This window comes from Caballeronia sp. KNU42 (genome assembly GCF_053760385.1).
Window position 1 is genome coordinate 1,576,028 of the sequence record NZ_CM132390.1, and the last position, 25,090, is coordinate 1,601,117.

At 60.9% G+C, this 25,090-nt stretch carries 17 protein-coding genes; 12 read left to right on the forward strand and 5 right to left on the reverse strand.

The window, feature by feature from the left end:
• Positions 1-160 precede the first annotated feature (160 nt).
• Positions 161-2,005, forward strand: a complete 1,845-nt coding sequence (locus ACSOSP_RS38320) for an FUSC family protein (RefSeq protein ID WP_455314217.1) — start codon at positions 161-163, stop codon at positions 2,003-2,005.
• Between the two features lie 1,033 nt (positions 2,006-3,038).
• Here the strand turns inward: ACSOSP_RS38320 and ACSOSP_RS38325 are convergent.
• The 3 genes from ACSOSP_RS38325 to ACSOSP_RS38335 form a co-directional block, all read right to left on the reverse strand.
• The gene (locus ACSOSP_RS38325; RefSeq protein ID WP_455314218.1) at positions 3,039-5,984 is read right to left on the reverse strand and encodes a bifunctional diguanylate cyclase/phosphodiesterase; all 2,946 of its coding nucleotides are present in this window, start codon (positions 5,982-5,984) and stop codon (positions 3,039-3,041) included.
• A gap of 270 nt (positions 5,985-6,254) precedes the next feature.
• Positions 6,255-7,493 (reverse strand): MFS transporter, encoded by a 1,239-nt coding sequence (locus ACSOSP_RS38330; RefSeq protein ID WP_455314219.1) that lies wholly within the window; start codon positions 7,491-7,493, stop codon positions 6,255-6,257.
• Between the two features lie 121 nt (positions 7,494-7,614).
• Entirely contained in the window at positions 7,615-8,616 is a 1,002-nt protein-coding gene (locus tag ACSOSP_RS38335; protein ID WP_455314220.1) for a GlxA family transcriptional regulator, read from the reverse strand.
• Between the two features lie 103 nt (positions 8,617-8,719).
• Between ACSOSP_RS38335 and ACSOSP_RS38340 the strand changes: the two genes are divergently transcribed.
• Entirely contained in the window at positions 8,720-9,403 is a 684-nt protein-coding gene (locus tag ACSOSP_RS38340) for a DJ-1/PfpI family protein (protein WP_455314221.1), read from the forward strand.
• 184 nt (positions 9,404-9,587) lie between these two features.
• Here the strand turns inward: ACSOSP_RS38340 and ACSOSP_RS38345 are convergent, their stop codons facing one another.
• A complete protein-coding gene (locus ACSOSP_RS38345; protein WP_455314222.1) occupies positions 9,588-11,615 on the reverse strand; it encodes a hypothetical protein in 2,028 nt (675 codons plus the stop codon).
• Positions 11,616-12,656: 1,041 nt separating this feature from the next.
• Here ACSOSP_RS38345 and ACSOSP_RS38350 point away from each other — a divergent pair.
• The 8 genes from ACSOSP_RS38350 (at position 12,657) to ACSOSP_RS38385 (ending at position 21,262) form a co-directional block, all read left to right on the forward strand.
• Positions 12,657-13,088, forward strand: a complete 432-nt coding sequence (locus ACSOSP_RS38350; protein ID WP_455314223.1) for a hypothetical protein — start codon at positions 12,657-12,659, stop codon at positions 13,086-13,088.
• Between the two features lie 328 nt (positions 13,089-13,416).
• Positions 13,417-14,127, forward strand: coding sequence for an energy transducer TonB (locus ACSOSP_RS38355; RefSeq protein ID WP_455314224.1), 711 nt, complete (start codon positions 13,417-13,419; stop codon positions 14,125-14,127).
• A gap of 77 nt (positions 14,128-14,204) precedes the next feature.
• Complete coding sequence (locus tag ACSOSP_RS38360) at positions 14,205-15,110, forward strand: MotA/TolQ/ExbB proton channel family protein (RefSeq protein ID WP_455314225.1); 906 nt, start codon at positions 14,205-14,207, stop codon at positions 15,108-15,110.
• A 12-nt stretch (positions 15,111-15,122) separates the two neighbouring features.
• Positions 15,123-15,545 (forward strand): ExbD/TolR family protein, encoded by a 423-nt coding sequence (locus tag ACSOSP_RS38365; protein WP_031360816.1) that lies wholly within the window; start codon positions 15,123-15,125, stop codon positions 15,543-15,545.
• A 72-nt stretch (positions 15,546-15,617) separates the two neighbouring features.
• Positions 15,618-16,046, forward strand: a complete 429-nt coding sequence (locus ACSOSP_RS38370; RefSeq protein ID WP_031360815.1) for an ExbD/TolR family protein — start codon at positions 15,618-15,620, stop codon at positions 16,044-16,046.
• 45 nt (positions 16,047-16,091) lie between these two features.
• Positions 16,092-17,261 (forward strand): tetratricopeptide repeat protein, encoded by a 1,170-nt coding sequence (locus ACSOSP_RS38375; protein ID WP_455315372.1) that lies wholly within the window; start codon positions 16,092-16,094, stop codon positions 17,259-17,261.
• 312 nt (positions 17,262-17,573) lie between these two features.
• The gene (locus ACSOSP_RS38380) at positions 17,574-18,149 is read left to right on the forward strand and encodes a helix-turn-helix domain-containing protein (RefSeq protein ID WP_031360813.1); all 576 of its coding nucleotides are present in this window, start codon (positions 17,574-17,576) and stop codon (positions 18,147-18,149) included.
• Between the two features lie 371 nt (positions 18,150-18,520).
• Entirely contained in the window at positions 18,521-21,262 is a 2,742-nt protein-coding gene (locus ACSOSP_RS38385) for a TonB-dependent receptor (RefSeq protein WP_455314226.1), read from the forward strand.
• A 160-nt stretch (positions 21,263-21,422) separates the two neighbouring features.
• Here ACSOSP_RS38385 and ACSOSP_RS38390 read toward each other — a convergent pair whose 3' ends face one another.
• Entirely contained in the window at positions 21,423-21,569 is a 147-nt protein-coding gene (locus tag ACSOSP_RS38390; protein ID WP_455314227.1) for a hypothetical protein, read from the reverse strand.
• Between ACSOSP_RS38390 and ACSOSP_RS38395 the strand changes: the two genes are divergently transcribed.
• Both ACSOSP_RS38395 and ACSOSP_RS38400 read left to right on the forward strand, forming a co-directional pair.
• Positions 21,568-23,133, forward strand: a complete 1,566-nt coding sequence (locus tag ACSOSP_RS38395; protein ID WP_455314228.1) for a peptide ABC transporter substrate-binding protein — start codon at positions 21,568-21,570, stop codon at positions 23,131-23,133. The two genes, ACSOSP_RS38390 and ACSOSP_RS38395, sit on opposite strands and share 2 nt — an antisense overlap.
• A 119-nt stretch (positions 23,134-23,252) precedes the next feature.
• Positions 23,253-25,085 (forward strand): extracellular solute-binding protein, encoded by a 1,833-nt coding sequence (locus tag ACSOSP_RS38400; RefSeq protein WP_455314229.1) that lies wholly within the window; start codon positions 23,253-23,255, stop codon positions 25,083-25,085.
• Positions 25,086-25,090 lie beyond the last annotated feature (5 nt).

Genomic DNA, 25,090 nt, shown 5'->3' on the forward strand with positions numbered 1-25,090 from the left:
CGGTAATTCGTTTCGCGTGCGTTGCATGCATTGCGCTGGTCCGGTGATCCCGGTCTGACGTTTTGCCTGGCGCACCAAACAGGAGGGTTCGCCGCGAGGCGGGCTCGTCGTATCGGAACTGGCCATAAGCCGTGACCGACACTTGTCCCGGGTATTACACATGTCCATTGCAGCATCCCTATGCTCACTCGCGCGAGGTTTCCACCGCGCACGCGTCCACAGGTCCGCCACCCGTGGTGCTGTCTCCCCTTCATCTCGTCTGCTGACCCGCCTGCTCGGCTCCGATCCCGGCCTGCTGCGTTTTCACACCGCGCTTCGCAGTGCGATTGCCTGTGTGCTGACGGGCGTAGTGACGATCGGCTGGACCGTTCACACGGATCAGCCGCCGACGCTCGCCGGGTTCGCGTTGCTGTTCGCGATGGTCGCGCCGCTATTTCTCCGTGATGCCTCGCCGCGTGACTGGTTCCGCTCACTTGCTGTCATCTATGGCGCGGGGTCTGCGAGCCTGATCGCAGCGAGCACGCTCGCGGCCTGGCCGCTCGTAGCGGACGCGGCATTTCTTGCTGTACTGTTCGCGGCGATGCTGGTCCAGGCCTGTGGTCCGCGTGCGCTTGGCGGCGCGATGACGGCAGTTGTTTCGTTCTACCTAGGGCTTTATCTCCATCCGGCGCTCGCGCACGTGGTCGCTATGCTCGGGCTGTCGACGATCGCGCTTGCTTGCGTGGCGTTCACCGCTCGCGTGCTGGTGCCGACCCGGCCCGAGGCTACGTTGCGTCGCGCGCTGGCTGCGGTGATGCAGCGTGCCACGACCGTACTTGCCGATCGCCGCGCCGATGAGCCCAACGCCATGCGTCATTTGTCGCTGTTAAACGAAGCGGCGCTTGCTGTTGAAGAGCAGCTTGGCCTGCTCGATCTTCCGGGCGTGCAGCGGCTGCGGGCGTGCCTGATCGATGTCGAGGTTGCGGCGGGTCAGCATGCGGTGGATTCGAGCCGGCTTGACCGAAGCGATGTGCGCTTGCGGGTTGCCCTTCGACGTTTGTCGCGTGCGGGCCGTGACGCGGTGGCGTCGACTGCACGCGCTGCGAGAACGGCTGTGAAGCGGACCGGCGTGAAGCGGTCAACCGGCGCAGCGCTCGCCTGGCGCGATGCGCTTTCCTGGCTGCCCGCCTGCCGCGCGACGACGGCCGCGTTGATCGCCATGCTGATCGGCCATTCGGTGTCGCCGGAGCGATGGTTCTGGGCCGTCATCACGACCTTCGTGGTGTTCCTCGGCACACGTTCGCGTGGCGACACGATCCGCAAGACCGGCGAGCGCGTGCTCGGCACGCTTGCGGGCGTGGCCGTCAGCGCAGCGCTCGTGGGCGCGCTTCATGGCACGCCATGGTTGCTGGTTGTGGCGATGGCCGCGTGCGTGTTCGGCTGGGCGTATTTCATCCTGACCTTGTATGGGCAGGGCGTGTTTTTCATCACCGTGCTGGTCGGGCTGATCTATGGCGAGTTGGGCTTCGCTATTGGACCGTTGATCGAGATGCGCGTGGAGGAAGTGTTCGTTGGTTGTGTTGTGTCGATAGCCGTAGCGGTATCGATGATGCCGCTGCGCACGTCTCATCACGTGGATGTCAAGGTGACCGGCGTGCTCGATGCCCTCGACGAGGTCTTGCGCGTTTGCAATACGAGCGTTGATGTGCCTGGGCACCATTCGCTTACGGCCATGCGCGCGCTCGATCGGCGTTGGCACGAGTTGCGGGTCGCATTGCGGCCGTTGCAGACGCAGCGTGTATTTGCATGGAACCCGCAGATGGAACTTGCAGTCGGGCCGTTGTTCGCGTGCGTGCAGGCGGCGCGTGAGTTGGCGAGTGAGACGGCGCGTGGCGCGGCCGTTGTGGTAACCGATGAAGCCCGAGCGCGCCTCGCCGGAGCGATGGTGTTGTTTGCTGCGCGATCAGGGCGGCATACCGGGGGCTCGGACGCGGCGCACGCCGGGGAGTTTGTTGCTGCGCGTTAGCGGTCGGGGTTGGTGCCGGGTGGCTAGGTTCCTGCGTTAGCAGTCGGGGTCAATGTCGGGTTGCTAGGTTCAAGGGTTAGCGGTCAGAGTTAATGCCGGGTTGCTGCTGCCTAGTTTGATGGTCTGATTAGGTTTGCTAATCTCTTTATCACTATTAGCCACTGCGCGTGGCGGCGCGTCATTTCTTTGTCCAAAGCGACAAAGAAACGAAGCAAAGAAAGCGCTTTCAAAACGAGGGCCCATAAGTTGACCTAGCGTGCAGTTTCAACGTTTTTGGCACCCCAAAAGCACGGTGCTCGCCAGAACCACCGATGTTTGAACCCCTCCTTCTCGCGAATTCCTACACGCACACGCTTCGCCCCGTACGCTCTCGGGCAAGCACTATTGCCAAGAAACCCGCACAACATCACGCGTACTTACTGCTGCGGCATTTCGTGAGTTAGCTGCTTGGTCAGCGTGACTGGCGGAGTTACATTCGTTGGATACGGCCTTACGCATCTTCGCGGCCTCGTTTCGAGGCGGGTTGGCGACGTGGTTCGACGTGCGTACAAATTTGATGGATGGTTGTTCGCGGATAGCGCGGGGTGCACCTGTGGCAGGTTCAGTCACTGGTGGCGAAGCGTGTGGGTATCGGTGTTCGGAGAAGGAGGGTTTCAAACATCCGTGGCTCTTGCGAGCACCGTGCTTTTGGGGTGCCAAAAACGTGGAAACTGCACGCTGGGTCAACTTACGAGCCCGCGTTTTGAAAGCGTTTTCTTTGCTTCGTTTCTTTGTCGCTTTGGACAAAGAAATGACGCGCCGCCACGCGCAGTGGCTAATAGTGATAAAGAAATGAGCCAACTCAAGCAGACCACTAACACTGAAAGCAGCAACCCGGCACTGACCCCGACCGCTAACGCTGCAACCAGCAACCCGGCATAGACCCCGACCGCTACCCCTGGAAACCGGCGAAAGCGGAGCGCATGGGCAGTCTCGCCACAGAATAGGCGAAGTCACGAAGGCGCCTGCCGTGCGCCACTCCGCGATCGAACCCTCAAGGCTCTTGAGTCAGCGCCTGCAAGCGCGGCGCAAGCGTGGTCAGCAAAAGCTCTTCCAATGGCATGGGCTGGGCGAAATAGTACCCCTGCGCCTGCGCAGCACCCATCTCGCGCAGCACGGCGAGCGTGGCTGCATCTTCCACGCCTTCCGCCACGAGCGTCAGGTCCAGCGACTCCGCCATCCGCACGATTGCCCGTACGATCGCGCGGCTGCGCGGGCTGGTAGTCAGCTCGAAGATAAACGACTGGTCGATTTTCAGGCCGCTGAAGCGGTACTGATGCACATAACTCAGCGACGAAAAGCCGGCGCCGAAGTCATCGAGCACCACCGACATGCCGTGGTCGGCAAGACGTTGCATTGAACGCCTGGCCAGATCGGGCTCGGCAACCAGCGCACCTTCCGTCAGCTCCAGGCAGATCCGCGACGGCGCTACGCCGTGACGCGCGAGCAGGGCGAGGACGTCATCGGCGAATTCCGGGCGCGTCATGCTGTAGCTCGAACAGTTCACATGCACCGGCGGCCAGTCGGCGTGTTGCGGCTGCGCAAGGATCACGGCAACGCGCGTGAGCATGTAGAGATCGAGCCGCCCGATCAGGCGCAAGCCTTCCACCGCCGGCAGGAACTCGCCCGGCGTGATGACGCGGCCGTCGGGTTGGCGCCATCGGATCAACGCTTCGAGCGCCACGAGCTGGCCGCTGTTCACGCAAACAATAGGCTGGAAATACGGCACCAGTTCGTCGTCGCGCTTGAGCGCATTGCGCAACGCGCCTTCGCGTTCGACCTGGTCGGACACCTCGCGACGCAGCGCATGGTTGAACACGACAAAACTGTCGCGGCCGCCGTTCTTCACGCGATACATGGCGGTATCGGCATCGCGCAGGAGATCGGCCGGCTCGTTGTGAAACTGGCTATCGGGACTGACAATGCCAATGCTGCAAGACGAAAACACCACGTGGTCGTCTATATGGAACGGCAGGTCGAATGCCGCCAGGATCCGTTCCGCGATTGCCACGGCGGTATCCAGCGGCGCACCCGGCGACAGCACCGCGAACTCGTCGCCGCCCAGGCGCGCAAGCAGATCGTTCTCGCGCAGACAGCTACGCAGGCGGCCCGCTGCCTGCACCAGCAGAAGATCGCCGAAATGATGACCGAGACTGTCGTTCACCACCTTGAAGCGGTCGAGGTCGATAAACATCACGGCCAGTTGCTCGCCTTGGCCATGATGATCGCGCCACGCCTCGCTCAGGCGCTGCAGCAAGTGGCTGCGGTTCGGCAGGCCGGTCAGCGCGTCGTGCGAGTTTTCGTGTTGCAGCCGGGCGTTGGCGAGATCGAGCTCGCGCGTGCGGTTCTGCACGCGTTCCTCGAGCTCGTGGTTGGCTGCATGCAGGGCGTCGGCGGCGCTGCGTCGCGAGAGCGCGGTATCAATATGGCGCGAGACGAACGTCAGCAATTCCTGGTCGCGCAACGAGTAACGCACGCGCGTGGAATAACTTTGCACGGCGAGCACGCCGCGCACGACGTCGCCGTCGAACAGCGGAATGCCCAGCCACGAACGCAGCTTGATGCTCTCGCCCGAACGTTCTATTTCGCCGCAGTCAATCAGACGCGTGGCCTCAGCGAGGTCGATCAGGCAGGGGCGGCGTTGCCTGATCACATACTCGGTCAGGCCGCGCTGGTTACGTCGTGGCGCGGGATGATCGTTCAGCAGTTCGTCTACGTAGTAGGGAAAGGACACGGTCGCCGTCGACCTGTCGACCAGCGCGATGTAGAAGTTTTGCGCATATAGCAACTCGCCGACAATCCCGTGCAGGCTCTGGAAAAACTCCATCATGTCGCCGTGCCGGCTCGACAGTTCGGCGATCTGGAACAACGCCCCTTGCAGATGTTCGGCCCGTTTGCGTTCTGCGATCTCCTGCCTCAACGCATAGTTTAGTTCGGATAACTCAGCAGTCCGGCGCGATACCGTTTGTTCAAGATCGTCGCGATGCAGGATCCGGTCAAGCGCCATTGCAACGTGCCGGGCGACGACCAGGAACAGCGCGCGGTCCTCCACGCTGTAGATTCGCGAGACGTCGTACACCTGCATGGCGATCATGCCGAAGACTTCGTCGGAGGCGTTCTTGAGCGGCGCGCCCATCCAGTATTCGGGGCGATCTCCCACGCAATAGAAGCGGCCTTCCTGCTCGGCGCAAAGGATGCCGGCGGCGTCGATCAGAAGCGGCTGGCCCGAGGTCAGCACCTGGCCCGTCAGCGACAGGCGGGTTGGATCGAGCGTATCGTAGGTCGCGCAATCGAGCGCGGCAGTATCGATCACATCGACATAATATGGATAGGTGATCCCGCCGCTCGGCGCGTCGTAAAGCGCGAGATAGAAATTTTCCGCGTCGATCAGCGTGGCGAGTTGCTGGTGCACGCCGAGCAGGAACGCCGATCGTTCACGCACGGAGCTCGCGAGATAGGCGATTTCGTAGAGTACGCGCTGGGTGTTTTGCGCGCGCGCCAGCGCGTCGGTCTGCAGGGCTTCACCCAGGCTGCGGGCAAGGTCGGATAGCTTTTGACTTCCCGCGTGGCTGGCCGGCGCGAGCAGCCAGCCGAGGATGCTTTCACCGTTGCCCGTGGGCCAGAGACACAGGCGCCGGGCCGTGCAGAAGGCGTGGAAGGTGTCGGCGGTGAGAAGGCAGGGCCACGTTTGCGAGGCATCGCCCTGACCCGCGAGATGCAGGTCTTCGCCGACCTGGTACCACACCCACTCGGTGGTATCGACCTGCGCGTGGGCGGTGCGCAACAGCACGTCGACCGAACTGTCAGCGCGGGTCCATTGCGCCGGGTCAATGATCGCGCGAGCGGCGTGCGCAGCGGAGTCCACAGCGGCGTCGTCGCTGCGCACGCCGCTGCTGTCGTCGACCATCTGCGTGGTTGGGTAAGCGGGAAAGGCGTTCATCGGCGCTCCGAGCCGAAGGCTCCCCCGGCTCCTGATTCAATCTCGTTCGATGTCGATGTTGCTACTCTTCATCCGGACACTGGAGGGATTGAAAACGCCGCTCCTTCGTTTGTGTGCGCACGCACGTGATCACTATAACGGCACCGCAGCTTGGGGCTTGAGGGTTTTCGTAGGATCGTAAGAGTCAGCCTGTCCTGCCCCCGCGTGCATGTTCAATGTGGTGCATCGCAGGTCCCCACTACGCCGTCACGCCGCCACGCCACCACGCTGTCAAGCGCCCGACGAACCGCATACCGTCGCAGGGCCGGATATCAATGAGCGCCGTTCCACTGCTACTGAAACTCCCAGCAGCACGATCCCGCCGCAGGCGAGGAGCGCACCGGTCCAGCCCGTGGCCTCGAGTCCGAATCCCATCGCGACCACTACGCCGCCCGCCCACGCACCCAGCGCATTCGCAATGTTGAAGGCCGAATGATTGAGCGCGGCCGCAACCGTCTGGGCGTCGCCCGCCACGTCCATCAGGCGTGTCTGCACGGCCGGGACCACCGCTATGCCGAGTCCCATCGCGAACAGGTTGAGCGTGGCCGTCCATTCGTTGGCCGAAGAATAGGCGAAAGCGGCCAGTGCGGCGGCGTTCCAGATCAGCATGCCGAAGATGGTCCAGAGCCGCGACTTGTCGGCCAGCACACCGCCGATCAGGCTGCCCGCCGTCATGCCGACCCCTAGCGCGCCGAGCAACAGCGGCACGCGCCAGGGCTCCACGTGGGTCACGTTCAACAGCGTCGGCGTAATGTAGGTGTACACCGCAAATAGTCCGCCGAAGCCGACCGCGATCACCGACAGCGTCAGCCACACTTGCAAGCGCCTGAACACGCCAAGCTCGCGGCGCGGCGTAGCGCCGCCCGCGTGAATGGGCGGGAGAAAAATGCGTACGCCAATCATCGTAAGAATGCCGAGCGTGCCGACAAGCAAAAAATCCGCGCGCCAACCGAGCCATTGGCCGAGCCACGTCGCGAGCGGCACACCGAAGATATTGGCGATCGTCAGGCCCAGCATCACGCGTCCGACGGCTCGCGCGCGCCGGTCGGGCGGTACGAGCGAGGCGGCCGTCAATGCCGCGACACCGAAATACGCGCCGTGCGGCACGCCGGAAATAAAGCGCGAGATCAGCAACAAAGGGTAATTCGGCGCGAGCGCGCTGAGCAGATTGCCGAACGCGAACATCAGCATCAGGCCGATCAACATCGCGCGGCGCGGGATCTTCGCGAAGAAAATGGTGATGAGCGGCGCGCCTATCACCACGCCCAACGCATATGCGCTGATGATGTGGCCCGTGGTGGGCAGGGACGTACCGAGGCCGTTCGCGATGACCGGCAGGATGGTCATGGACGCGAACTCACCCGTGCCGATTGCCAGGCCCCCGATTGCCAGGGCGAGTTCGGCGGGACCCGCGCCATAGGGCGCGATCACGCGCGTGAGCGGGTCATTGGGGACATCGATAATGGACATTGAGGAGAAATTGTGGATTGTTAGCCAGGCGCAATGCAGCATTATCGCGAAATAATTAATCTTCCGCATCCGCAAAGGCTCGCACGGCCGTGCTGAACGGTGTTGCTGCGCTGCCGAAACGTTAGTCCTGCGTGCCTGTGTACGCGGTCTCGCCTGCCGAGAAACGTTCACGGTACGCCTGCGGTGTGACACCCATTGAACGCAGGAAACTGCGCCGCATGGTCTCTTCCGATCCAAACCCGCAGCGCGCGGCTACGCGCTTGACGGGAAACGAGGTATCGCCAAGCAGGCGACGTGCAGCTTCCAGGCGTAATTGATCGATGGCGCGCGCGGGCGTGATTCCGGTTTGCGCCCGATAGTGGCGCACGAAGCTGCGCTCGCTCATGCCCGTGCGTTCGGCGAGCGTTGCGATTGACAGGTCGGCTGCCATGTTTTCGGCTATCCACGCATGCAGGCCGTCGAAGCGGTCGCCGGTTTTTTGCAGCGACAACGTCGTGCTGAACTGCGCCTGGTTGCCGGGGCGCTTGAGGAACACCACCAGTTCGCGCGCTACATCGAGCGCGAGCGCGCTCCCGAGATCATCCTCGATCAACGCAAGCGCGAGATCGATGCCCGCTGTCACGCCCGCGGATGTCCAGAGCGCGCCGTCACGAATAAAAATGGGCGAGGGGTCCACGCGGACTGCGGGATAACTCTGCCCGAGATGCTCGCAATGCGCCCAGTGCGTGACCGCACGGCGCTCGTCGAGCAAGCCGGCAGCCGCCAGCAAAAACGCGCCCGTGCAAACCGATGCAACTCGCCGGCACTGCGCTGCGCGCTCCCTGACCCAGGCCACCTGCGCCGGATTTTTCGATGCCGCATGCACGCCGCGTCCGCCCGCGACGATCAGCGTGTCTGTCGTTTGCTGAGCGGTGGGCAAAGGTTGGGCGAGCAGGCCGAGACCCGCGGTGCTTTGAATCTCGCCCGCGGCTGCAGCGACAACACGCGCGATGTACGGTGCGGCGGCTCCGCGCTCTAACGAGAGTTCGTTGGCCGAGGCGAAGGCCTGCAGCGGGCCGGCGACATCGAGCAACTGGACGTCTGCAAAAGCGAGGATGTCGATATGGCGAGGAGCGTTGCTCATGGCTTGAAACCGGGTTGGCGTGAAACGAGGGTTGATTGACAATTTCGCCAAATCGTAGCGAGGTATTCTAAGTGCGTCCACTTCCTTTTAAAGGTTCATCGCCATGACGTTGCATATCGGTTTCCTCGTTTTCCCGCGCGTTCAGCAACTCGACCTGACAGGGCCGCATGATGTGTTCGCGTCGGTCCCTGGCGCGACCGTCCACCTGATTGGGAAAACGCTGGACCCCGTCAACGCGAGCAGTGGTCTGGTGCTGACGCCCACGATTACCTACGCCGACTGTCCTGCGCTCGATGTCATATGCGTGCCAGGTGGGGTGGGTGTCGGCGAGTTGATGGAGGAAGACATTGCGCTCGATTTCATCCGGCGGCAGGCTGCGCAGGCGCGCTTCGTCACGTCGGTGTGCACGGGGGCGCTGGTCCTGGGAGCGGCCGGTTTGCTGCGCGGACGGCGCGCGACCACGCACTGGGCGGCACATCATTTCCTGGAAAGTTTCGGGGCTATTCCCGTGAAAGAGCGCGTTGTTCAGGACGGCAATCTGATGACGGGCGGTGGCGTGACGGCGGGCATCGATTTCGCGTTGACGCTTCTCATCGGCTTGATCGGCGAGACCGAGGCGCAGGCCATTCAGCTTCAACTGGAATATGCGCCCGCACCGCCCTTCAATTCAGGTACACCCGACACCGCGCCGAAGCCGCTGGTGGATCTGTTGTGGAGTCGCGGCGAAGCGGCGCGTGCTCTGCGCGCTGCAATCGTTGAACGCGCCGCGGCGCGATTGAATACCTAGCAGGTCCGGCGTGGCGAACGGATTCCAATGGTCACGCGTTCACGGTCGTGCAGATGTTGATGGCGCTGGCGCAGACCAATCAGGACGCGAAGACGCCGATCGTGACGATTCCAGCGGGGTAGGCGCGTGTGATGGGCGGTGAGGCTTGATTCGCAGTACGTCTCGATTCAAGCCTCGATGCACTTCAATGTGCTTCGCCGCGACCTGCCGGGCGAATGGGTGTGTTGTCGTCAGGCGCTTTGGATCCGAACGAGGCCGGGTCCGGATTTCGCACGGGCTGGAAGGCCACGACCGGCTCAGCCATTTCCGGTGCGACACGGTTCTCATGGGCCTCGTGTGTTACGTGGGCTTCGCGCGGCGCACGTGCGATCGGGTTCGCGAACCAGTGCGGCGGCGCGCTAAGCGTCGTGGCCGGAACGCTACCCGTGCTTGCGACTGGCGCCGTGCGTGGGACGGCAGGCGTGCTCGCGACTGGCGCCGCGCGCGGGATCACGACGGCCTCGCGGATTGGCGCGGGGTGGAGCGGCCCGCGTTCAGCGATGGCGGCGTTCTGGATCTGCGCGATTTCCGCCGCTTTCTTCGCTTCGGCAATCTTGATAGCCACATGCCTGAGGAACACGCGCGAGTCGGTGTAGCTCGAGTCGATAGCGAGCGCGTCTTTTGCATAACGCCGCGCGCATCGCCATGAAGCCGAGCGGTCGCATGTGCGTGCGTGTTGCATGGCGGTATCGCGTGCGGCTTCGCGTTGGTCGAGGTCGTCGCGGACCCGCTGGACCTCCGGGCTATTGATCTGATCTGCAGGCACGTTGGCCAGGTTCTTTTGAGCCGCGCTCAGGTCGTTGGTGACCAGTGCGAGGCGGGCGAAGTAGAGGCTCTCTCCCGGGCTGCCCAACGGCGGCCGCTCAGTGGTGATGACCGGCGAAACCGGCGGCAAGGACAGTTTTGGTAATTCCTTTTCAACCGGCGCAGACGGCTGCGGCGCATGGCTGGCGATGGGGACATCGGCGACCGCGATGGGGCTGGGCGCGGGCGGTAAGGCGGCGATTGCAGGCGGAGTGTTGATGACGGGCGCTGCGATCGGCGCGGTTGTCGCGTTCGTCGCGTTCGTGGGCGGTGGCGTTGTAGCCGTATCTTGCGCAAGCGTGACGGGTGCCGGGGGCAATGCTTTATGCGGGGCGGGTGCGGTCACGGGGCCCTGTGCGAACGTGAGAGCCGGTCCGGTAGTAGCGCTCTTTGGTGCCGGTGTCGCTACAGGGCTTGGCGCGTTGGTCTCGTTCGCCGTGGTCGTCCCTGCGATTGCGGTCTGCGCGATTACAGGGGGCGGTGCGATCGATGCCGCCGAGGTAACGGGACCCGCCGCCGGGCTCATCGTGAGCGTTGAGATCTCCGCCCGCAAGGCCACGGCTGCGCTTGTCAACTTGCTCATGATCGACGCGATCATCTCGGTCGCCGGATTCGTTGCCGGGGCGAGCGTTGCCGCTGGTGATGGTGATGGTGATGGTACTTGTGGCGCAATTTGCGTCGAATTTTGTGCGAGTGCTTGAGGCGGCACAACGGTCGGCGCAGGGGGCCGTGCAACGATCACTGCGGGGGGCGTGGCAACGATCACTGCAGGAGGCGTCGTAACGATCACCGCATGTGGCGTCGCAAGGGTCACTGCAGGAGGTGTCGCAAGGGTCACTGCAGGGGGCGTTGCAAGGGTCACTGCAGGTGGTATAGGAACGCTCACCGAAACGGGCTTCGCCGGTTTCGCTGCCGCTGCAATCGTCGTCGTGCTGGCCGGTGCTGCGGCTTTCGGTGCGTTGTCGGTTGCTAGCGGGATGAACGCCGGAGTCCTTGCAGGCTCCGGCAGCGCAGCGAGCCGTTGGACCACGGGCGATCTCAGGCCGGGAGCGTAAGTGAGTGCGAGCGCGACGGCAAGCAGTGAGCCGCCTGCCACGCCGAACGCCACGCGCCGGATGACGCGGGCGCGCTCCCGTGCAATATTCATTGCCGCGTCGACTTCCTCGGGCACGCTCGGATACGGCACGAACATGCGCCCGGGCATCAACATGGCGGCGCCGTTATTGAAGTCCACGGAGTTCGGTGCGCGCAATGCGCGGGACTGATCTGTGCCGCAATGCGGGCATTCTTCTTCGCCGTGCGTCAGTGCGTTGCCGCAGCGATGACAAGCCGCGTAAAAGGCAGGCGTGCGAAAAGATAACAGGTTCATGCCGAACCCCTCGAGGCAAGTGTCGACGCCGGCTCACTGATGCGGCCGGATCGTTCGTATAAGAATAGGGCAATTAACTCAGAAGCTGGCATCCCGGTATGTTTTGTAGACCGCATTGATGCACATCGGGGACACTTCTCCACGCCCGCATCCCGGTTTTTTGGGCTTCGCTCGTTGTGCTTGTCCGAATTTGACTTGAATGTGGCGGATAACGGCGCAGATAAAGGTCACCGTCCGACGTTCAACCAACTCGTGGCGGGCGACTTGAAAATCACCGGTCGTCAGCGTGGTCAGGTGCGCACAGGCGTCCCGTCCGGGTGGGGACGGTGGTGGCCGGGTTGTTCGTATTCAGCCGGTCCTGGGGATGATGCCTGTGCCACTCCCGTATCCGTGGACAACTGAAAGCAATTTCGTCGTTCTTCGTGCGTTCAGGCTGCGGGATCGGATTGTCGTGGGTCATCATGGCTGATGTACCGCGGCACGCCGGGCTCGAATGCAGTCTGGTTGAACGGCGTCTCTGACGGCGCGCCTTCGACCGGCGTTGTTGCAGGCAAGCCGCCACGTGAATCGATTAGCAATCTTAACGAATGGCTGGTTGGACCTAAGTTCTGGATGATAGATATGTCAGAGTTGGATAGTAGATCGCCGCGATATCGCGTTCGGTGGACACCTGTTGAAATGAACTCCCTCAGGATATCGGTCCCGGCGGTCGCAAATCCATGGCCGCAGCAGGCAGTCCAATAGACCGGCCAGCAGACAATGGGTAGTTCCGGGAGATGTTCTCGATATAACGTAATTTCTCCGTTCAACAGACCTTCGAATTTAAATGTTCAACAGAATCAGGATTTTGAATACCCAGTAACTCAATATTATAGTTAGGATTTAGAATACTCAATAACATAACCTTATAGGATTACCGTCTTGTTTCTGTGAGTATTAATTACCGAGCGCCCCGAAAACTGAAATCGGTCATTATTATTATCGTTGGCTATATGTAATGCTTTAGAATATTTTTTGTAATTTATAAACGATGTAATCCAAATGTGTATTCAGAGTGTCGTAAATACCGCTAAGAAAATTTTCAAACGCGGTCTTCCCTCTTTCATTTTCCAGCTTTCGACGGTGGCGCCCATCGGCACCCGATCATCACGACCGATGTACCGTCCGCGACTCGCCCAAGGCGTCGCGCATCCGCTTCAAAGGTCCGCCCAGCATGCTTTTGCGCCTTTTGCTTCCAGCCGTACGCCGATAGATAATGGCGTGTCGCGCAAAGCCCGCCGCAGCCGCGGCATCCCAATTATCGAGTTGCGAGAGGCGCGCGCATATCTGTTCGACCATCCGCTTATTCTTTTAAAGCGACGCAAAACAGCATCGGTTAGAGTCTTTTCTCTAAAATCGGTATGCTGTCATCAAATAAAGTTTGACCGTGCATTTTTTGTCCTGTTATCGTCGCATCCCATGAAACGCCGGTGACAATCGCGCAAACAGTTCAAGAGTCGTCAGGCGCTTCGTTCAAATCATCTTCAGGCGTTAATGCCAGACTGAAATGATCGATTCGAATTTACTTTGTCGCAAATCTGCTTAACCGATCGTACGCTGGTTGCGAAATACCGGCGAGGTATCGCATATCCGTATCCGTGTCATCGCGTCAGGTTTGCGCGCTGCAACATAAATTCGGAGTGCAAATCAAGGGTCGGAGTGGGAAAGCAGTTGGCGGAGGTGAACGTGGGTTGCCCGCTGGTTGCTGAATGTCAGCGCGCCGCAGTTATAGAAATGGACGGTTCACGCCGGAGGAGTAAAGGTGGGTACGAAAGTCGAAGGGCAATTTCCGGCAGCAACGGCCCGTATGCAGAGGCCAGGACGCCCACGTGAGTTTGGGCGCAAGCAGCAAAACCCTGTGCGGCGCTTCGGCGGAATCGCAGTTGTTCTGCTCCTGCACATCGTGCTGATCTATGCACTGATCAACGGCCTTGCCACCAAGGTCGTACAGGTCATCCAGCATCCTATCGAGACCAAGATCATCGAGCCGGTGAAGCCGCCTCCGCCGCCGCCATTGCCCACCGTGCAATTGCCGCCGCCGAAGTTCGCGCCGCCGCCGCCGCCGTTCGTGCCGCCGCCGGAAGTGCAGGTGCAGACGCCGCCCCAGCCGACGATCACGCACCAGGCCGCGCCTGTCGTATCGGCACCCGCCGTGGCGCCGCCCGCACCGCCGGCGCCTCCCGCGCCAACCAAGCCTGTTAGCACCGAAGTCGGCGTGGTGTGCCCGAACTCGGATCAGATTCGTTCGTCGATTCACTATCCGAAGGAAGCGCAGGAGAACAACGTGACGGGCGATGTACTGATTGACTTTGTGGTCGACCCGCAGGGCCATATTACGAACGAACGCGTTGCCAAGTCCTCGGAAGATTCTTCACTCGATCGCGCAGCTTTCAATGCGGTCAAGCAGTTCACGTGCGTTTCCCAAGGCCAGGCTGTCCGTGTGCAAGTACCGTTCTCGTTTAACTTGAACTGAAACCCACGGGCTGTCCGGTACGGGTAGCGATTTATCGGTCTTCGTTTAGAAGTTGTACTAATGAACATGGAGCAGGCATGAAAAAGCGTACTTTCGCCGCATTGGCGGCAACCCTGTTGTTCGCTGTAACCACGGTGGATACCTTTGTGGCACCGCACATGGCTCACGCGCAAGCCAGCGACGTGACCGCGTCGGCCGCGGCCGCCACCACTGCAGCCCCGCAAACGGCGGGCTCGGCCACGGACGAAGCGGTACCGCCGCCCGCAGCGGCTACGTCCGAAACCGTCAACAACCCGTACGGACTCGGCGCGCTCTGGAAGAACGGTGACTTTGTTGCACGCTTCGTGCTCATTTTGCTGGTGCTGATGTCAATGGGCAGCTGGTACATCATGATCACCAAGTTCTTCGAGCAGTTCCGTGCCAACCGTCGTGCCAAGAGCGCCGACGAGCAGCTGTGGACCGCACCGTCGCTAGTCGAAGGCGCGAAGATGCTCGATGAAGCTTCGCCATTCCGCTTCATCGCTGAAACGGCTATCGAGGCGGGCGAACATCATGACGAGGCGCTGCTTGAAGCCGTCGACCGCAACACGTGGATCGACACCTCGGTTGATCGTGCCATCACGAACGTATCGAATCGTCTGCAGGACGGTCTGGCTTTCCTTGGCACAGTCGGCTCGACAGCGCCGTTCGTTGGCCTGTTCGGTACCGTGTGGGGGATTTATCACGCGCTCACCGCAATCGGTATCGCCGGCCAGGCTTCAATCGACAAGGTCGCGGGCCCGGTGGGCGAAGCGCTGATCATGACAGCGATCGGTCTCGCCGTGGCGGTGCCAGCAGTACTCGGCTACAACTTCCTGGTTCGCCGCAACAAATCGGTGATGGAGCGTGTTCGTGCGTTCGGCGCACAACTGCACACTGTCCTTCTCGCCGGCAGCCGCCGCTCGGCGCGCGCTACGGCCCGCGAAGCAGCGATGGCCAATTAAGCGGAGTTCGTCATGGCTATGAGCGTTGGGCAAGATGATGACGACGAGGTCATCTCCAGTATCAACACCACACCGCTCGTCGATGTGATGCTGGTCCTGCTGATCATCTTTCTGATCACGATTCCGGTGGTGACGCATACGGTGCCGGTGCAACTGCCGAAGGAGACGATCCAGCCGCTGCAGACCACGCCAAAAAGTATTGTCATCGCGGTCAACCGCGACGGCGATTTCTTCTGGAACGAGAAGCTGGTGGATGGCCCGACACTGCTGGCACGCCTGAAAACCGTGTCGGTCATGACACCGCAACCGGAAGTGCACGTTCGCGGTGACCAGAGCGCGCGCTATGAATTCATCGGCCGGGTCATTACCGAGTGCGAACGCGCCGGTATCGCGAAGGTTTCGTTTATTACCGAGCCGCCTGCGCGCGGCGGCTAGGTGTGCATGGGCTTGGACCAAGTGTTGAAGCGCTAGCTCTGACCGACAGCTCAAGCGAGACAGGGGACGAATATGGGAATGAACGTATCTTCGGGCGGCAGCGGAGAACCGGATGTGATGGTCGATATCAACACCACGCCGCTGATCGACGTGATGCTGGTGTTGCTGATCATGCTGATCATCACGATTCCGATCCAGACGCACGCCATCAAGATGAACTTGCCGGTCGGCAATCCGCCGCCGCCGATCACGCAGCCGGAAGTGGTGCAGATCGATATCGACTTCGACGGCACCACGACCTGGAACGGCCAGCCGGTGCCGGACCGTGCGGCGCTCGATTCGAGGCTTGCACAGGTGGCCGCCGAACCGGTGCAGGCGGAAATCCATCTGCGGCCCAACAAGCTGGTGCCGTACAAGGATGTCGCTGCGGTGATGGCGTCCGCGCAACGGCTGGGCGCGACGAAAATCGGCCTGATCGGCAATGAGCAGTACATGCAATAGGGAAGTGCAATGCTAACGATCCATCAATGGTTCAAACGTACCGTCATGGCGGCCGCTACCTGCGGACTGTCCGCGCTCGTCGTGCTGCCGGTCACGTCTCATGCCGCGGACACCTTGCGCCCGGATGTGGCGAAGCCCCTGAACGCCGCGCAGGATCTGTATCGCGCGCACAAGTACAACGATGCATTGGCGAAGATCGATCAGGCGGCGGCCGTCCCGGGCAAGACGCCGTATGAAAGCACCATGGTCGAAGAGATGCGCGGCGCTGCTGCTGCGGCGGCAGGCAACAACGCTGTGGCGGCTCAAGCCTATGAAACGTTGCTGGGCTCAGGGAAGCTCGCCGGCGCCGACGAACAACGCACTACGGCGGCGCTTGCAGGCATCTACTTCCAGGAGAAGAACTACCCACAGGCTATCAAGGTCGCGCAGCGCTATCTGAAGTCAGGCGGCACCGATCCCGATATGCGCACGCTGCTCGTCCAGTCCTACTACCTGTCGAACGACTGCGGCAATGTGGTGAGCTTGCTCAAGCCAGGGATCGACGCGCAAGCGCGTGCGGGCCACGCGCCTGACGAGTCGCAACTGCAATTGCTCGGCACCTGTGCGCAGCGCGTAAAAGATGATGCGACGTATCGCGGCGCGCTCGAAAAGCTGGTTGCCTATCACCCGAAGCAGACTTACTGGGACGATCTGTTCCAATCGATCCGCACGAAACCGGGATATTCGTCGGCGCTCGATGTTGACACTTATCGGTTGCGCCGGGCGACGGGCTCGCTCACGAGCGTCGACGACTACATGGAGATGACCCAGCTCGCAATCGTGGCGGGAACCACGGCCGAGGGCAAGCAGGTGATCGATCAGGGGTTCGCATCGGGTGTTCTTGGCCATGATGCACAGGCGGATCGCGAGAAGCGATTGCAGGCGCTAGCCGCGAAGCGGGCGCAAGCGCCGGCTGATGCGGCGAACCCTGTAGCGCCGGTCGACGCCGACTTCAACCAGGTCTTCGCGGGCCAAACCAGGCAGGGTCTCGCAGCAATGGAAGCGGCGATCGCGAAAGGCGGGCTCGACCACCCTGACCAGGCGGAGCTGCATCTCGGCGTGGCCTACTACGTCGCAGGCGACAAAGCTCGCGCAGTGCAAACCTTCCGTGCGGTGAAAGGCTCGGACGGTTCGGCCGATCTTGCACGATTGTGGGTGCTGGTCGCATCGAAGTAACAGTAACGGCATTCCGGTTCCAACATGTCCCAACCTGCGACGCGGCGCCGAGCTATTCGTGCATCGAACCGGGCGGCACTTTCTCGCCGTATGGAAGGCAGGTTTTCGACAGCAGACGGGGTTGGCCGCGCATGCAACCATCGCCCGGTTTTAGGCGAGTGCGAAAGTGTCCCGATGATCGCATTGATTGAACCACGCATCGCGGCAACTAACCGGGCATACGGCGCGTGCACGTGTCTTAGGGAGGATGTTGCATTCAATAAAACATAGTTTGGTATACAAACTAATTTTTGACCAGGATTCTGTCTTGCTATGGTTTTGCCACTCGATAACAAGGCACAGGTCGCAGTTTCCATAGGCAGCAAAATCCGCGCGCTTCGCCAACGACTCCAGCGCACGCTCGATGAAGTGGCAACAACTGCGGGGATTTCCAAGCCCTTTTTATCGCAGGTGGAACGGGGTCATGCAACGCCTTCTATTACCTCGCTGGTGGGCATAGCCCGAGCTCTGGGTGTCACGGTGCAGTACTTCGTTGACACGCCGACCGAAGGCAAGTCGGTGCATAGAGGGAGTGACCTGAAGTACTTCGGGTTTGACGGCACCGAAAACCTTTTTGGACGGCTGACGAACCTGGCGGTCGGTGGCCGGCTGGAAGCGATTCTCGTGAGAATGCCGGTTGGACAGAACCCATCGGAAGTCACGACGCATGCAGAGGAAGAGTTCTTGTACGTGATGAGCGGCCAGATAACGCTTACGTTGGAAGGTACAACGTTCGTATTGCAGGCAGGTGACACCGCGCATTTTGAATCAACCGTGCCTCACGCCTGGTGCAATACCGCTCGCGAAGAAGCGGTGCTTGTCTGGGTGGGAACACCAAAATTGTTTTAGGTGCTGTTTTGATCCGTGCTTTTGTCAAAAAGCATTTGATACGTATTCGTAAGTATTGCTTATGGATAAGTGAAAGGTTGATCGGATGGGGAGGGGTCCATCGAGCAAAGAAGTGGAAGGTAAAACAATTAGAAAGCGCTGCGCAGTTCGTTTGTAACAAATAAGTAGTCCGATATTGAAGTATCTGAAGTGTCCCGTCTTCCTGTCTGGATTTGCAATCTGGTGCGCTATTGACCCGTTTGCCCGGCAGCAGGAGCGCGGGTCAGCTTTAACGGAGCGCGGCGCAAGAACGCCGTATATCGAGTGGAGAGGTCCACAAGGCCTCTCTTCACACACAGCTGTGGCTTTACTTACGAGCGGGAAGGGGAAAAATGAAACAAAGGGCATTGGCGCTGGCCGTCAAAAGAATAGTCTGGGCTGAACTAGCGTTGTCAGCCGCAATCGCCGTACCGGCGTTTGCGCAGACCCAGCCGGCCACCACCGCAACCGCGGCAGGCGCAACGACCTCGGAAAGCACGCCGGCAGCAGCGGCGGCGCCGGCATCGGGCACCGCTGCAGCAGCGGCCGCGGACAACAACACCGCGACACCGACTGCTGAAAAGGGCGTCCAGCAAATCAAGAAATTCGAAGTGACCGGGTCGCTGATTCGTAGCGCCGACAAAGTCGGCTTCAATGCGGTTCAGACGATTACGCAGAAAGACATTACGGAGAGCGGCGCCACGACTGTCGCCGACTATCTGCGCACGACCTCGGCCAACTCGGCCAATAGCTGGGGTGAAGGTCAGTCGGGCAACTTCGCCGCGGGCGCTGCGGGTATCGCCCTGCGCGGCCTCAGCGAAAAGTACACACTCGTGTTGGTGGATGGGCAACGCGTCGCGCCGTTTGCGTTCTTCTCGAACAGCGTCGACTCCTTCTTCGACTTGAACACGCTGCCGCTGAACTCCATCGACCGCATCGAAATCGTGAAGACCGGCGCCGTGTCGCAATACGGCTCGGACGCCATTGCGGGCGTGGTCAACATCATCACGAAGCACGACTTCCAGGGGCTGCAACTCGACGGCAGCTACGGCAGCGCCATCAGCCAGGGCGGCGGTGCGGGCACGACCAAATTCGGCGTGCTCGCCGGTTTTGGCGATCTCAACGCCGATCGCTTCAACGTGACGGCTGCCGCAAGCTACTACAAGTCGAATGGCTTCACGCTGGCCGACCGCGACGCGACGAGCGCGCAGGATTTCACCAATCAGCCGGGCGGCCATTCGTTGCTCGCGCCGTCGTACTGGAACATGCCCGACGGCAGCGCGCAGGCGTTGAGCGGCTGTGCGAACGGCGGGTCAGTGCATCCCGCGGCCTCCAACTCGCTGACGGCGGGATCGGCCGGCACGATCTGCGGATACAACTCCGCGGAAAGCACGTCGATCGCGCCGATGACCGAGCGTTTGAACGCGAAGCTTCATGCTGACTTCAAGATCAACGATGAGACGACGGCGTTCGGAGACTTCCTGATCAGCAGCAACAAGACCACGACGAATGACGGTCTGTGGAACAACGTTATCGGCAATCCGCAGGTTCCCGCGCTCGTGTGGAATCCGGCGACCAAGCTGCTTTCGCCGTTCAACTTCACTGTGCCGGCGAGCAATCAGTACAACCCGTTCGGGGTGGCCACGCCGCTCACGTATGCATTCCCGGGCGCGGTGGCGGAAGACACGTATGCCACCTACTGGCGCGCGTCGACGGGCATCAAGGGTTCGTTCAACCTGCCGAACGGAGAGTGGGATTGGGCGACGTCGGTCAGTCATTCGCAAAGCACGGTTTCGAACACCTATACGAACCAGCTCAACACCGCGGCACTGACCAATATTTACCAGAACGGGACGTTCGATTTCTCGAATCCCGCGGCTACGCCGAACGGCCTCAATGGGCTGTACCAGGATGCGAATAACCTGGCCATCTCGAAGCTCGATACCGTTGACGCGACGCTGTCCACGCCGCACCTCTTCAGTCTGCCGGCGGGCGATGTGGGTCTCGGCTTCGGTGCACAGTTCACGCACCAGAGCGAAGTGATGAACCCGGGCGCAGCGTTCGAACAGGGTCAGGTCATCAGCCCGAATCTCCAGACGGTGAACGGCCAGCGCAACGTGGCTGCCGTGTACTACCAGGTGGATATTCCGATCGTGCGCGCGTTGACGTTCAGCCAGTCTGGCCGTTATGACCACTACAGCGATGTGGGCGGTGCGTTCTCGCCGCGCTTTGCGTTGCGCTATCAGCCGGTACAGGCGCTCACGATGTACACCTCGTACAACCGTGGCTTCCGTGCGCCGACGTTCGTCGAGAACAGCAACTCGCAAACGATGGGTATTCAGGTAGACCAGGCCACGGGCCAGAACTACACGTCGATCACGGAAGGCAATCCGGACCTGAAAGCCGAACGCACGAAGAACCTGAGCATCGGCTTCCAGTTGTCGCCCACCCGTACGACCGATGTCGGCCTGGACTGGTACAAGATTCGCGTCGACAACGTGATTGGCCAAGGCTCGCCTTCCCAGACCGTAACCGATGCGAATGGGAATCTCCTGTACAAGGTCATCCCGTACATGAACCTTGGATATCTGGATACCAATGGTTTCGAAGGCACGTTCCGTCAGACGCTGCCGACGAAGACGGGGACGTTCACCCTGTCTGCTGACTGGGCTTATGTGAACAGCTTCAAGCTCGGCTCTCCGGGTGCGTCGCCAGTGAATGGTGCGGGTAACGATTACACCCTCACACAGCCGTTCGGCGGCAGCTTCCCGCGCTGGAAGGGCAACACCACGCTGGACTGGGCGTACAACAAGTTTGACGCAGCGTTGACCTGGCAGTTCACAGGCCCGTATGCGCAGAACCTGGTTGCAGCAGGGCCATCGCACGTGGGTTCGTATAGCCAGTTCAACCTGATGATGACGTACACGGGCTTCAAGCACTGGACGATCTTCGGCGGCATCGACAACATCTTCAACCGTGCGCCGCCGTACGATCCGATCTTTGCAAACGGCACGCTGGATCAGAATGGCTACGACCAGTCGATCTACACGAACATTGGGCGTTTCGCGCAGGTCGGCGCAACGTACAAGTTCTGACGCGGCTGTAGTCTGTTGATCTGATGGAGCGGCGGCTCCGGCGCGCGTCATGCGGCGCTGGAGCGGCCTCATTTTTGATTGTCGCGCTGATTGTTTGTCGGCGTGGTTTCATCGCGATCAATCCTGGACCTTTCGATCCAATCATCGATCTGTCGACGCCTCAACGCATGACGCGTTCATCGTCGTAACCCATGCCGAACGCGGAAGTCACGAATACCAGGAGTTTCCAGATGTTCTTCGCACCACGTCCCTTTCCTTCGATCCGGCTTACCCGCGCATCGGCGGCACTTGTTCTGGGTGGCGTCATGCTCGCAGGCACCGTGCAGGCGGCAATCGTTCCTCCCGGCGTGCAACTCGCCGCGAAGCAGGAACTGGTGCGCAACAACGGCACCGAAGTCGAGACACTCGATCCAAACGTCGCAGAATCGGTGCCGGCTAATACCGTCGCGCGCGATCTCTTCGAGGGGCTGACTGCCACGCGCGCTGACGGCGAGACCGTCCCCGGCGTCGCGGAAAAGTGGGAAATGAAGGACCCCACCACGTGGGTCTTTCATCTGCGAAGGAATGCGAAGTGGTCCAACGGGGAGCCCGTGGTCGCGGCTGATTTTGTGTATGGATGCCAGCGTCTCGTCGATCCAAAGACAGCCTCTCCGTACGCAACCACTTACGGCATGTTCCTGCTTAACGGAACCGACATTGTCGCTGGCAAGAAACCGGTGGCGTCGCTTGGCGTAAGCGCACCCGACCCGTACACGGTCGAAATCAAGACGCCCTATCCGGTGCCGTTCCTGCCCGACCTGATGTCGAATACGAACCTCGGGCCGGTGAACAAGGCTGCCGTCGACAAGTACGGCCGCGACTGGACCAAACCCGGCAAGCTGGTCAGCAACGGCGCATTCATGCTGAAGGACTGGCAAGTGAACAATCGCCTTGTGCTGGCGAAAAATCCGCAATACTGGAATGCCGCCAACGTGCAACTGACCCAGGTTACCTACCTGCCGGTGGAGGACGAAAACACCGACGTGGACCTGTACAAGTCCGGCGGTGACGACTGGGTCAACCAGCTTCCGTCGGGCACCTATGCCCGCTACAAGCAGGAGTACCCGAACGAGATGCGCGCGGCGCCCATGCTCGGCTTGCGCTATTACTCGTTCAACAACAAGGACCCGCTTCTCAAGGACGTGCGTGTGCGTCACGCGCTATCCATGGTCATCGACCGGGACATCCTGGCGCAGCGTGTGACTGCCGACGGACAGATCCCGGCGTACGGCGTGATCGTGAAGGGCGTGAAGGGCGCCGACGTCAGCGCGTATGACTGGGCGTCATGGCCGATGGCGAAGCGCGTTGAAGAAGCGAAAAAGCTGCTGGCGGAGGCCGGCGTAAAACCCGGCACCAAACTGCAGTTCGTTACCAACACGAGTGAGTATCACAAGAAGATGGCGATCTTCGCAGCTTCCGAATGGAAGACCAAGCTCGGCCTGGATACTGAAATCCAGGCGATGGAATTCAAGGTGCTGCTCAAGAAGCGGCACGACGGCGACTACCAGATCGCGCGCAACGGCTGGGTGGCGGACTACAACGACGCAAGCACCTTCCTCACGCTGGTTCAATGCGGTTCCGAGCAGAACGACAACCAGGCGTGCAATCCCAAAGCCGATGCGCTGATGCGCCAGGCGTCCAACTCCACGGACCCGGCTACGCGCCAGGCGTTGCAGACCGAAGCGGGCAAGGTGGCAATGGAAGATTATCCGATGCTGCCGCTTCTGCAATACACGCTGGTGCGGCTGGTGAAGAGTTACGTGGGCGGTTATTCCACGAAAAACCCGATGGACCATTACCGCAGCCAAGACATGTACATCATCAAGCATTGAGCGCGGCGCGTGGGTCGTGGGGATTATCCCCGCCGGCAAGTGATATAAATGCTCGTCAAACCTGCAATCCCATATTGACGCAGTACAGTTCTGGTTCGAGACGACGGCCGCAAGTGACGATGAATAGAGTCTTTATCAACTTAGGGTGTGCGGCGCTGCTCGTTGCATCGCACGCGTTCGCCAGACCGTCGATCGCGCAATACGACGAGCCGAAATATCCGGCGAACTTCACGCACTTCGACTATGCGGACCCGGACGCGCCTGCTAACGGCGACATGAATTTCCAGAACTATGACGAACTGCAAAGCTACGATTCGTTGAATCCCTTCCTGGTCCGCGGCGCGCCGGCGCCCGACCTGAAGAACTTGATGTTCGATACCCTGATGCAGCGAAGCTGGGACGAACTGGCGTCGGAGTATCCATTGATTGCGGACGACGTGGAGATCGCTTCGGACGGAAAATCGGCCACGTTTCATATCAATTCCAGCGCGCGTTTTTCCAATGGCGACCCGATCACCGCCGCCGATGTGAAGTATTCGTACGACACATTGTCCAGCCGTGAGGCCTCGCCGATCTACAACTCGCAGTTTGCCAACATCAGCAGTGCGAGCGTGGTCGATCGCCTGACAGTGCGCTTCGACTTCCGGGAAGCGCGCCGCGATGCACCGCTGATCGCGGGAGACCTGCCGGTCTTCTCGCCGAAGTGGGGCATGAAAGCGGACGGCACGCGGCCGCCGTTCGACCAGATATCGGATGTGGCGCCGGTGGCAAGCGGTCCGTACCTGATCGAGCAGCGCAAGAACGACAAGCAGATCACCTACAGGCGCAACCCGGATTACTGGGCTGCCAATTTGCCCTCGCGACGCGGCATGTACCGCTTCCAGCGCGTCACGTTTCGGCTCTTTACGGATCACTACACGTCGCTGGAAGATTTCAAGGCGGGCCACACGGATATGCGCGTGGAGTACTCGTCCTCGACCTGGTCGCGCAAGTACATCGGCAAGAACTTCAGCAACGGGTCGCTTAAGAAAGGCGAGTTCCCCGATGGCCCGGCGCAGATGCAGGGCATGTTCTTCAATACGCGCAGGCCGCTGTTCGCGGACGCCCGCGTGCGCCGTGCGTTGACGCTCGCGTTCGACTACGACTGGTTGAACCGGCTGGCCTTTTACGGTCAATATCGCCGCACGGGAAGTTACTTCCAGGACTCTGCGTTTGGCGCGCAGGGCGTGCCGGATGCAAAGGAGTTGACGCTGCTCGAGCCGTATCGGACGATGCTTCCCGCTGCCGTGTTCGGTCCAATGCTGAAGCAACCGGACACCGTACCGCCGCATTCGTTGCGTGGCAATTTGCGTGAAGCCCAGGCGCTGCTCAACGAAGCGGGCTGGCAGTATCGTGACGGCGCGTTGCGCAACGCCGGCGGCACGCCGATGAGCTTCGAAATCATGGACGACCAACCCGGCATGGACGGGGTCATCCTGCCCTACATCCAGCAGTTGCAGACGCTCGGTGTGCAGGCGCACCTGCGGGAACTCGACAGCGCCTTATATGAGAAGCGCATGGACGCGTTCGACTTCGACATGACCACGTTTATCTACGCGCCCGTCACCATTCCCGGTGGTGAACTGACGCGCCGCTTTGGCAGCGCTGCGGCCTCGCAAACGGGCTCGGAAAATTATCCGGGAGTCCGATCGAAAGCCGCCGATGCAATGATCGACGCTGCGCTGAAAGCCCAGACGCTGAGCGATCTCGAGACCGCCACCCGCGCGCTCGATCGCATCCTGATCAACGGGTACTACATTGTGCCGGAGTACTATGCGCCGAATACGCGCGTGGGGTATCGGGCGCGAATGGGTTTTCCTCGGGTCTCGCCGCTTTCTTACCTTGCGGAGGACTGGTTGATCGACTACTGGTTCGTGAAGGCGCCCCCCGCCGCCGTTGCATCAACACACTGAGATTG

Bases quoted from the DNA above. Each gene is read 5' to 3' on its own strand.
- ACSOSP_RS38400 (WP_455314229.1), top strand. From the start codon at position 23,253: ATGAATAGAGTCTTTATCAACTTAGGGTGTGCGGCGCTGCTCGTTGCA.
- ACSOSP_RS38375 (WP_455315372.1), top strand. From the start codon at position 16,092: ATGGCGGCCGCTACCTGCGGACTGTCCGCGCTCGTCGTGCTGCCGGTC.
- ACSOSP_RS38360 (WP_455314225.1), top strand. From the start codon at position 14,205: ATGAAAAAGCGTACTTTCGCCGCATTGGCGGCAACCCTGTTGTTCGCT.
- ACSOSP_RS38370 (WP_031360815.1), top strand. From the start codon at position 15,618: ATGGGAATGAACGTATCTTCGGGCGGCAGCGGAGAACCGGATGTGATG.
- ACSOSP_RS38365 (WP_031360816.1), top strand. From the start codon at position 15,123: ATGGCTATGAGCGTTGGGCAAGATGATGACGACGAGGTCATCTCCAGT.
- ACSOSP_RS38345 (WP_455314222.1), bottom strand. From the start codon at position 11,615: ATGAACCTGTTATCTTTTCGCACGCCTGCCTTTTACGCGGCTTGTCAT.
- ACSOSP_RS38395 (WP_455314228.1), top strand. From the start codon at position 21,568: ATGCTCGCAGGCACCGTGCAGGCGGCAATCGTTCCTCCCGGCGTGCAA.
- ACSOSP_RS38340 (WP_455314221.1), top strand. From the start codon at position 8,720: ATGACGTTGCATATCGGTTTCCTCGTTTTCCCGCGCGTTCAGCAACTC.
- ACSOSP_RS38320 (WP_455314217.1), top strand. From the start codon at position 161: ATGTCCATTGCAGCATCCCTATGCTCACTCGCGCGAGGTTTCCACCGC.
- ACSOSP_RS38325 (WP_455314218.1), bottom strand. From the start codon at position 5,984: ATGAACGCCTTTCCCGCTTACCCAACCACGCAGATGGTCGACGACAGC.
- ACSOSP_RS38390 (WP_455314227.1), bottom strand. From the start codon at position 21,569: ATGACGCCACCCAGAACAAGTGCCGCCGATGCGCGGGTAAGCCGGATC.
- ACSOSP_RS38330 (WP_455314219.1), bottom strand. From the start codon at position 7,493: ATGTCCATTATCGATGTCCCCAATGACCCGCTCACGCGCGTGATCGCG.
- ACSOSP_RS38335 (WP_455314220.1), bottom strand. From the start codon at position 8,616: ATGAGCAACGCTCCTCGCCATATCGACATCCTCGCTTTTGCAGACGTC.
- ACSOSP_RS38380 (WP_031360813.1), top strand. From the start codon at position 17,574: ATGGTTTTGCCACTCGATAACAAGGCACAGGTCGCAGTTTCCATAGGC.
- ACSOSP_RS38385 (WP_455314226.1), top strand. From the start codon at position 18,521: ATGAAACAAAGGGCATTGGCGCTGGCCGTCAAAAGAATAGTCTGGGCT.
- ACSOSP_RS38350 (WP_455314223.1), top strand. From the start codon at position 12,657: ATGTGTATTCAGAGTGTCGTAAATACCGCTAAGAAAATTTTCAAACGC.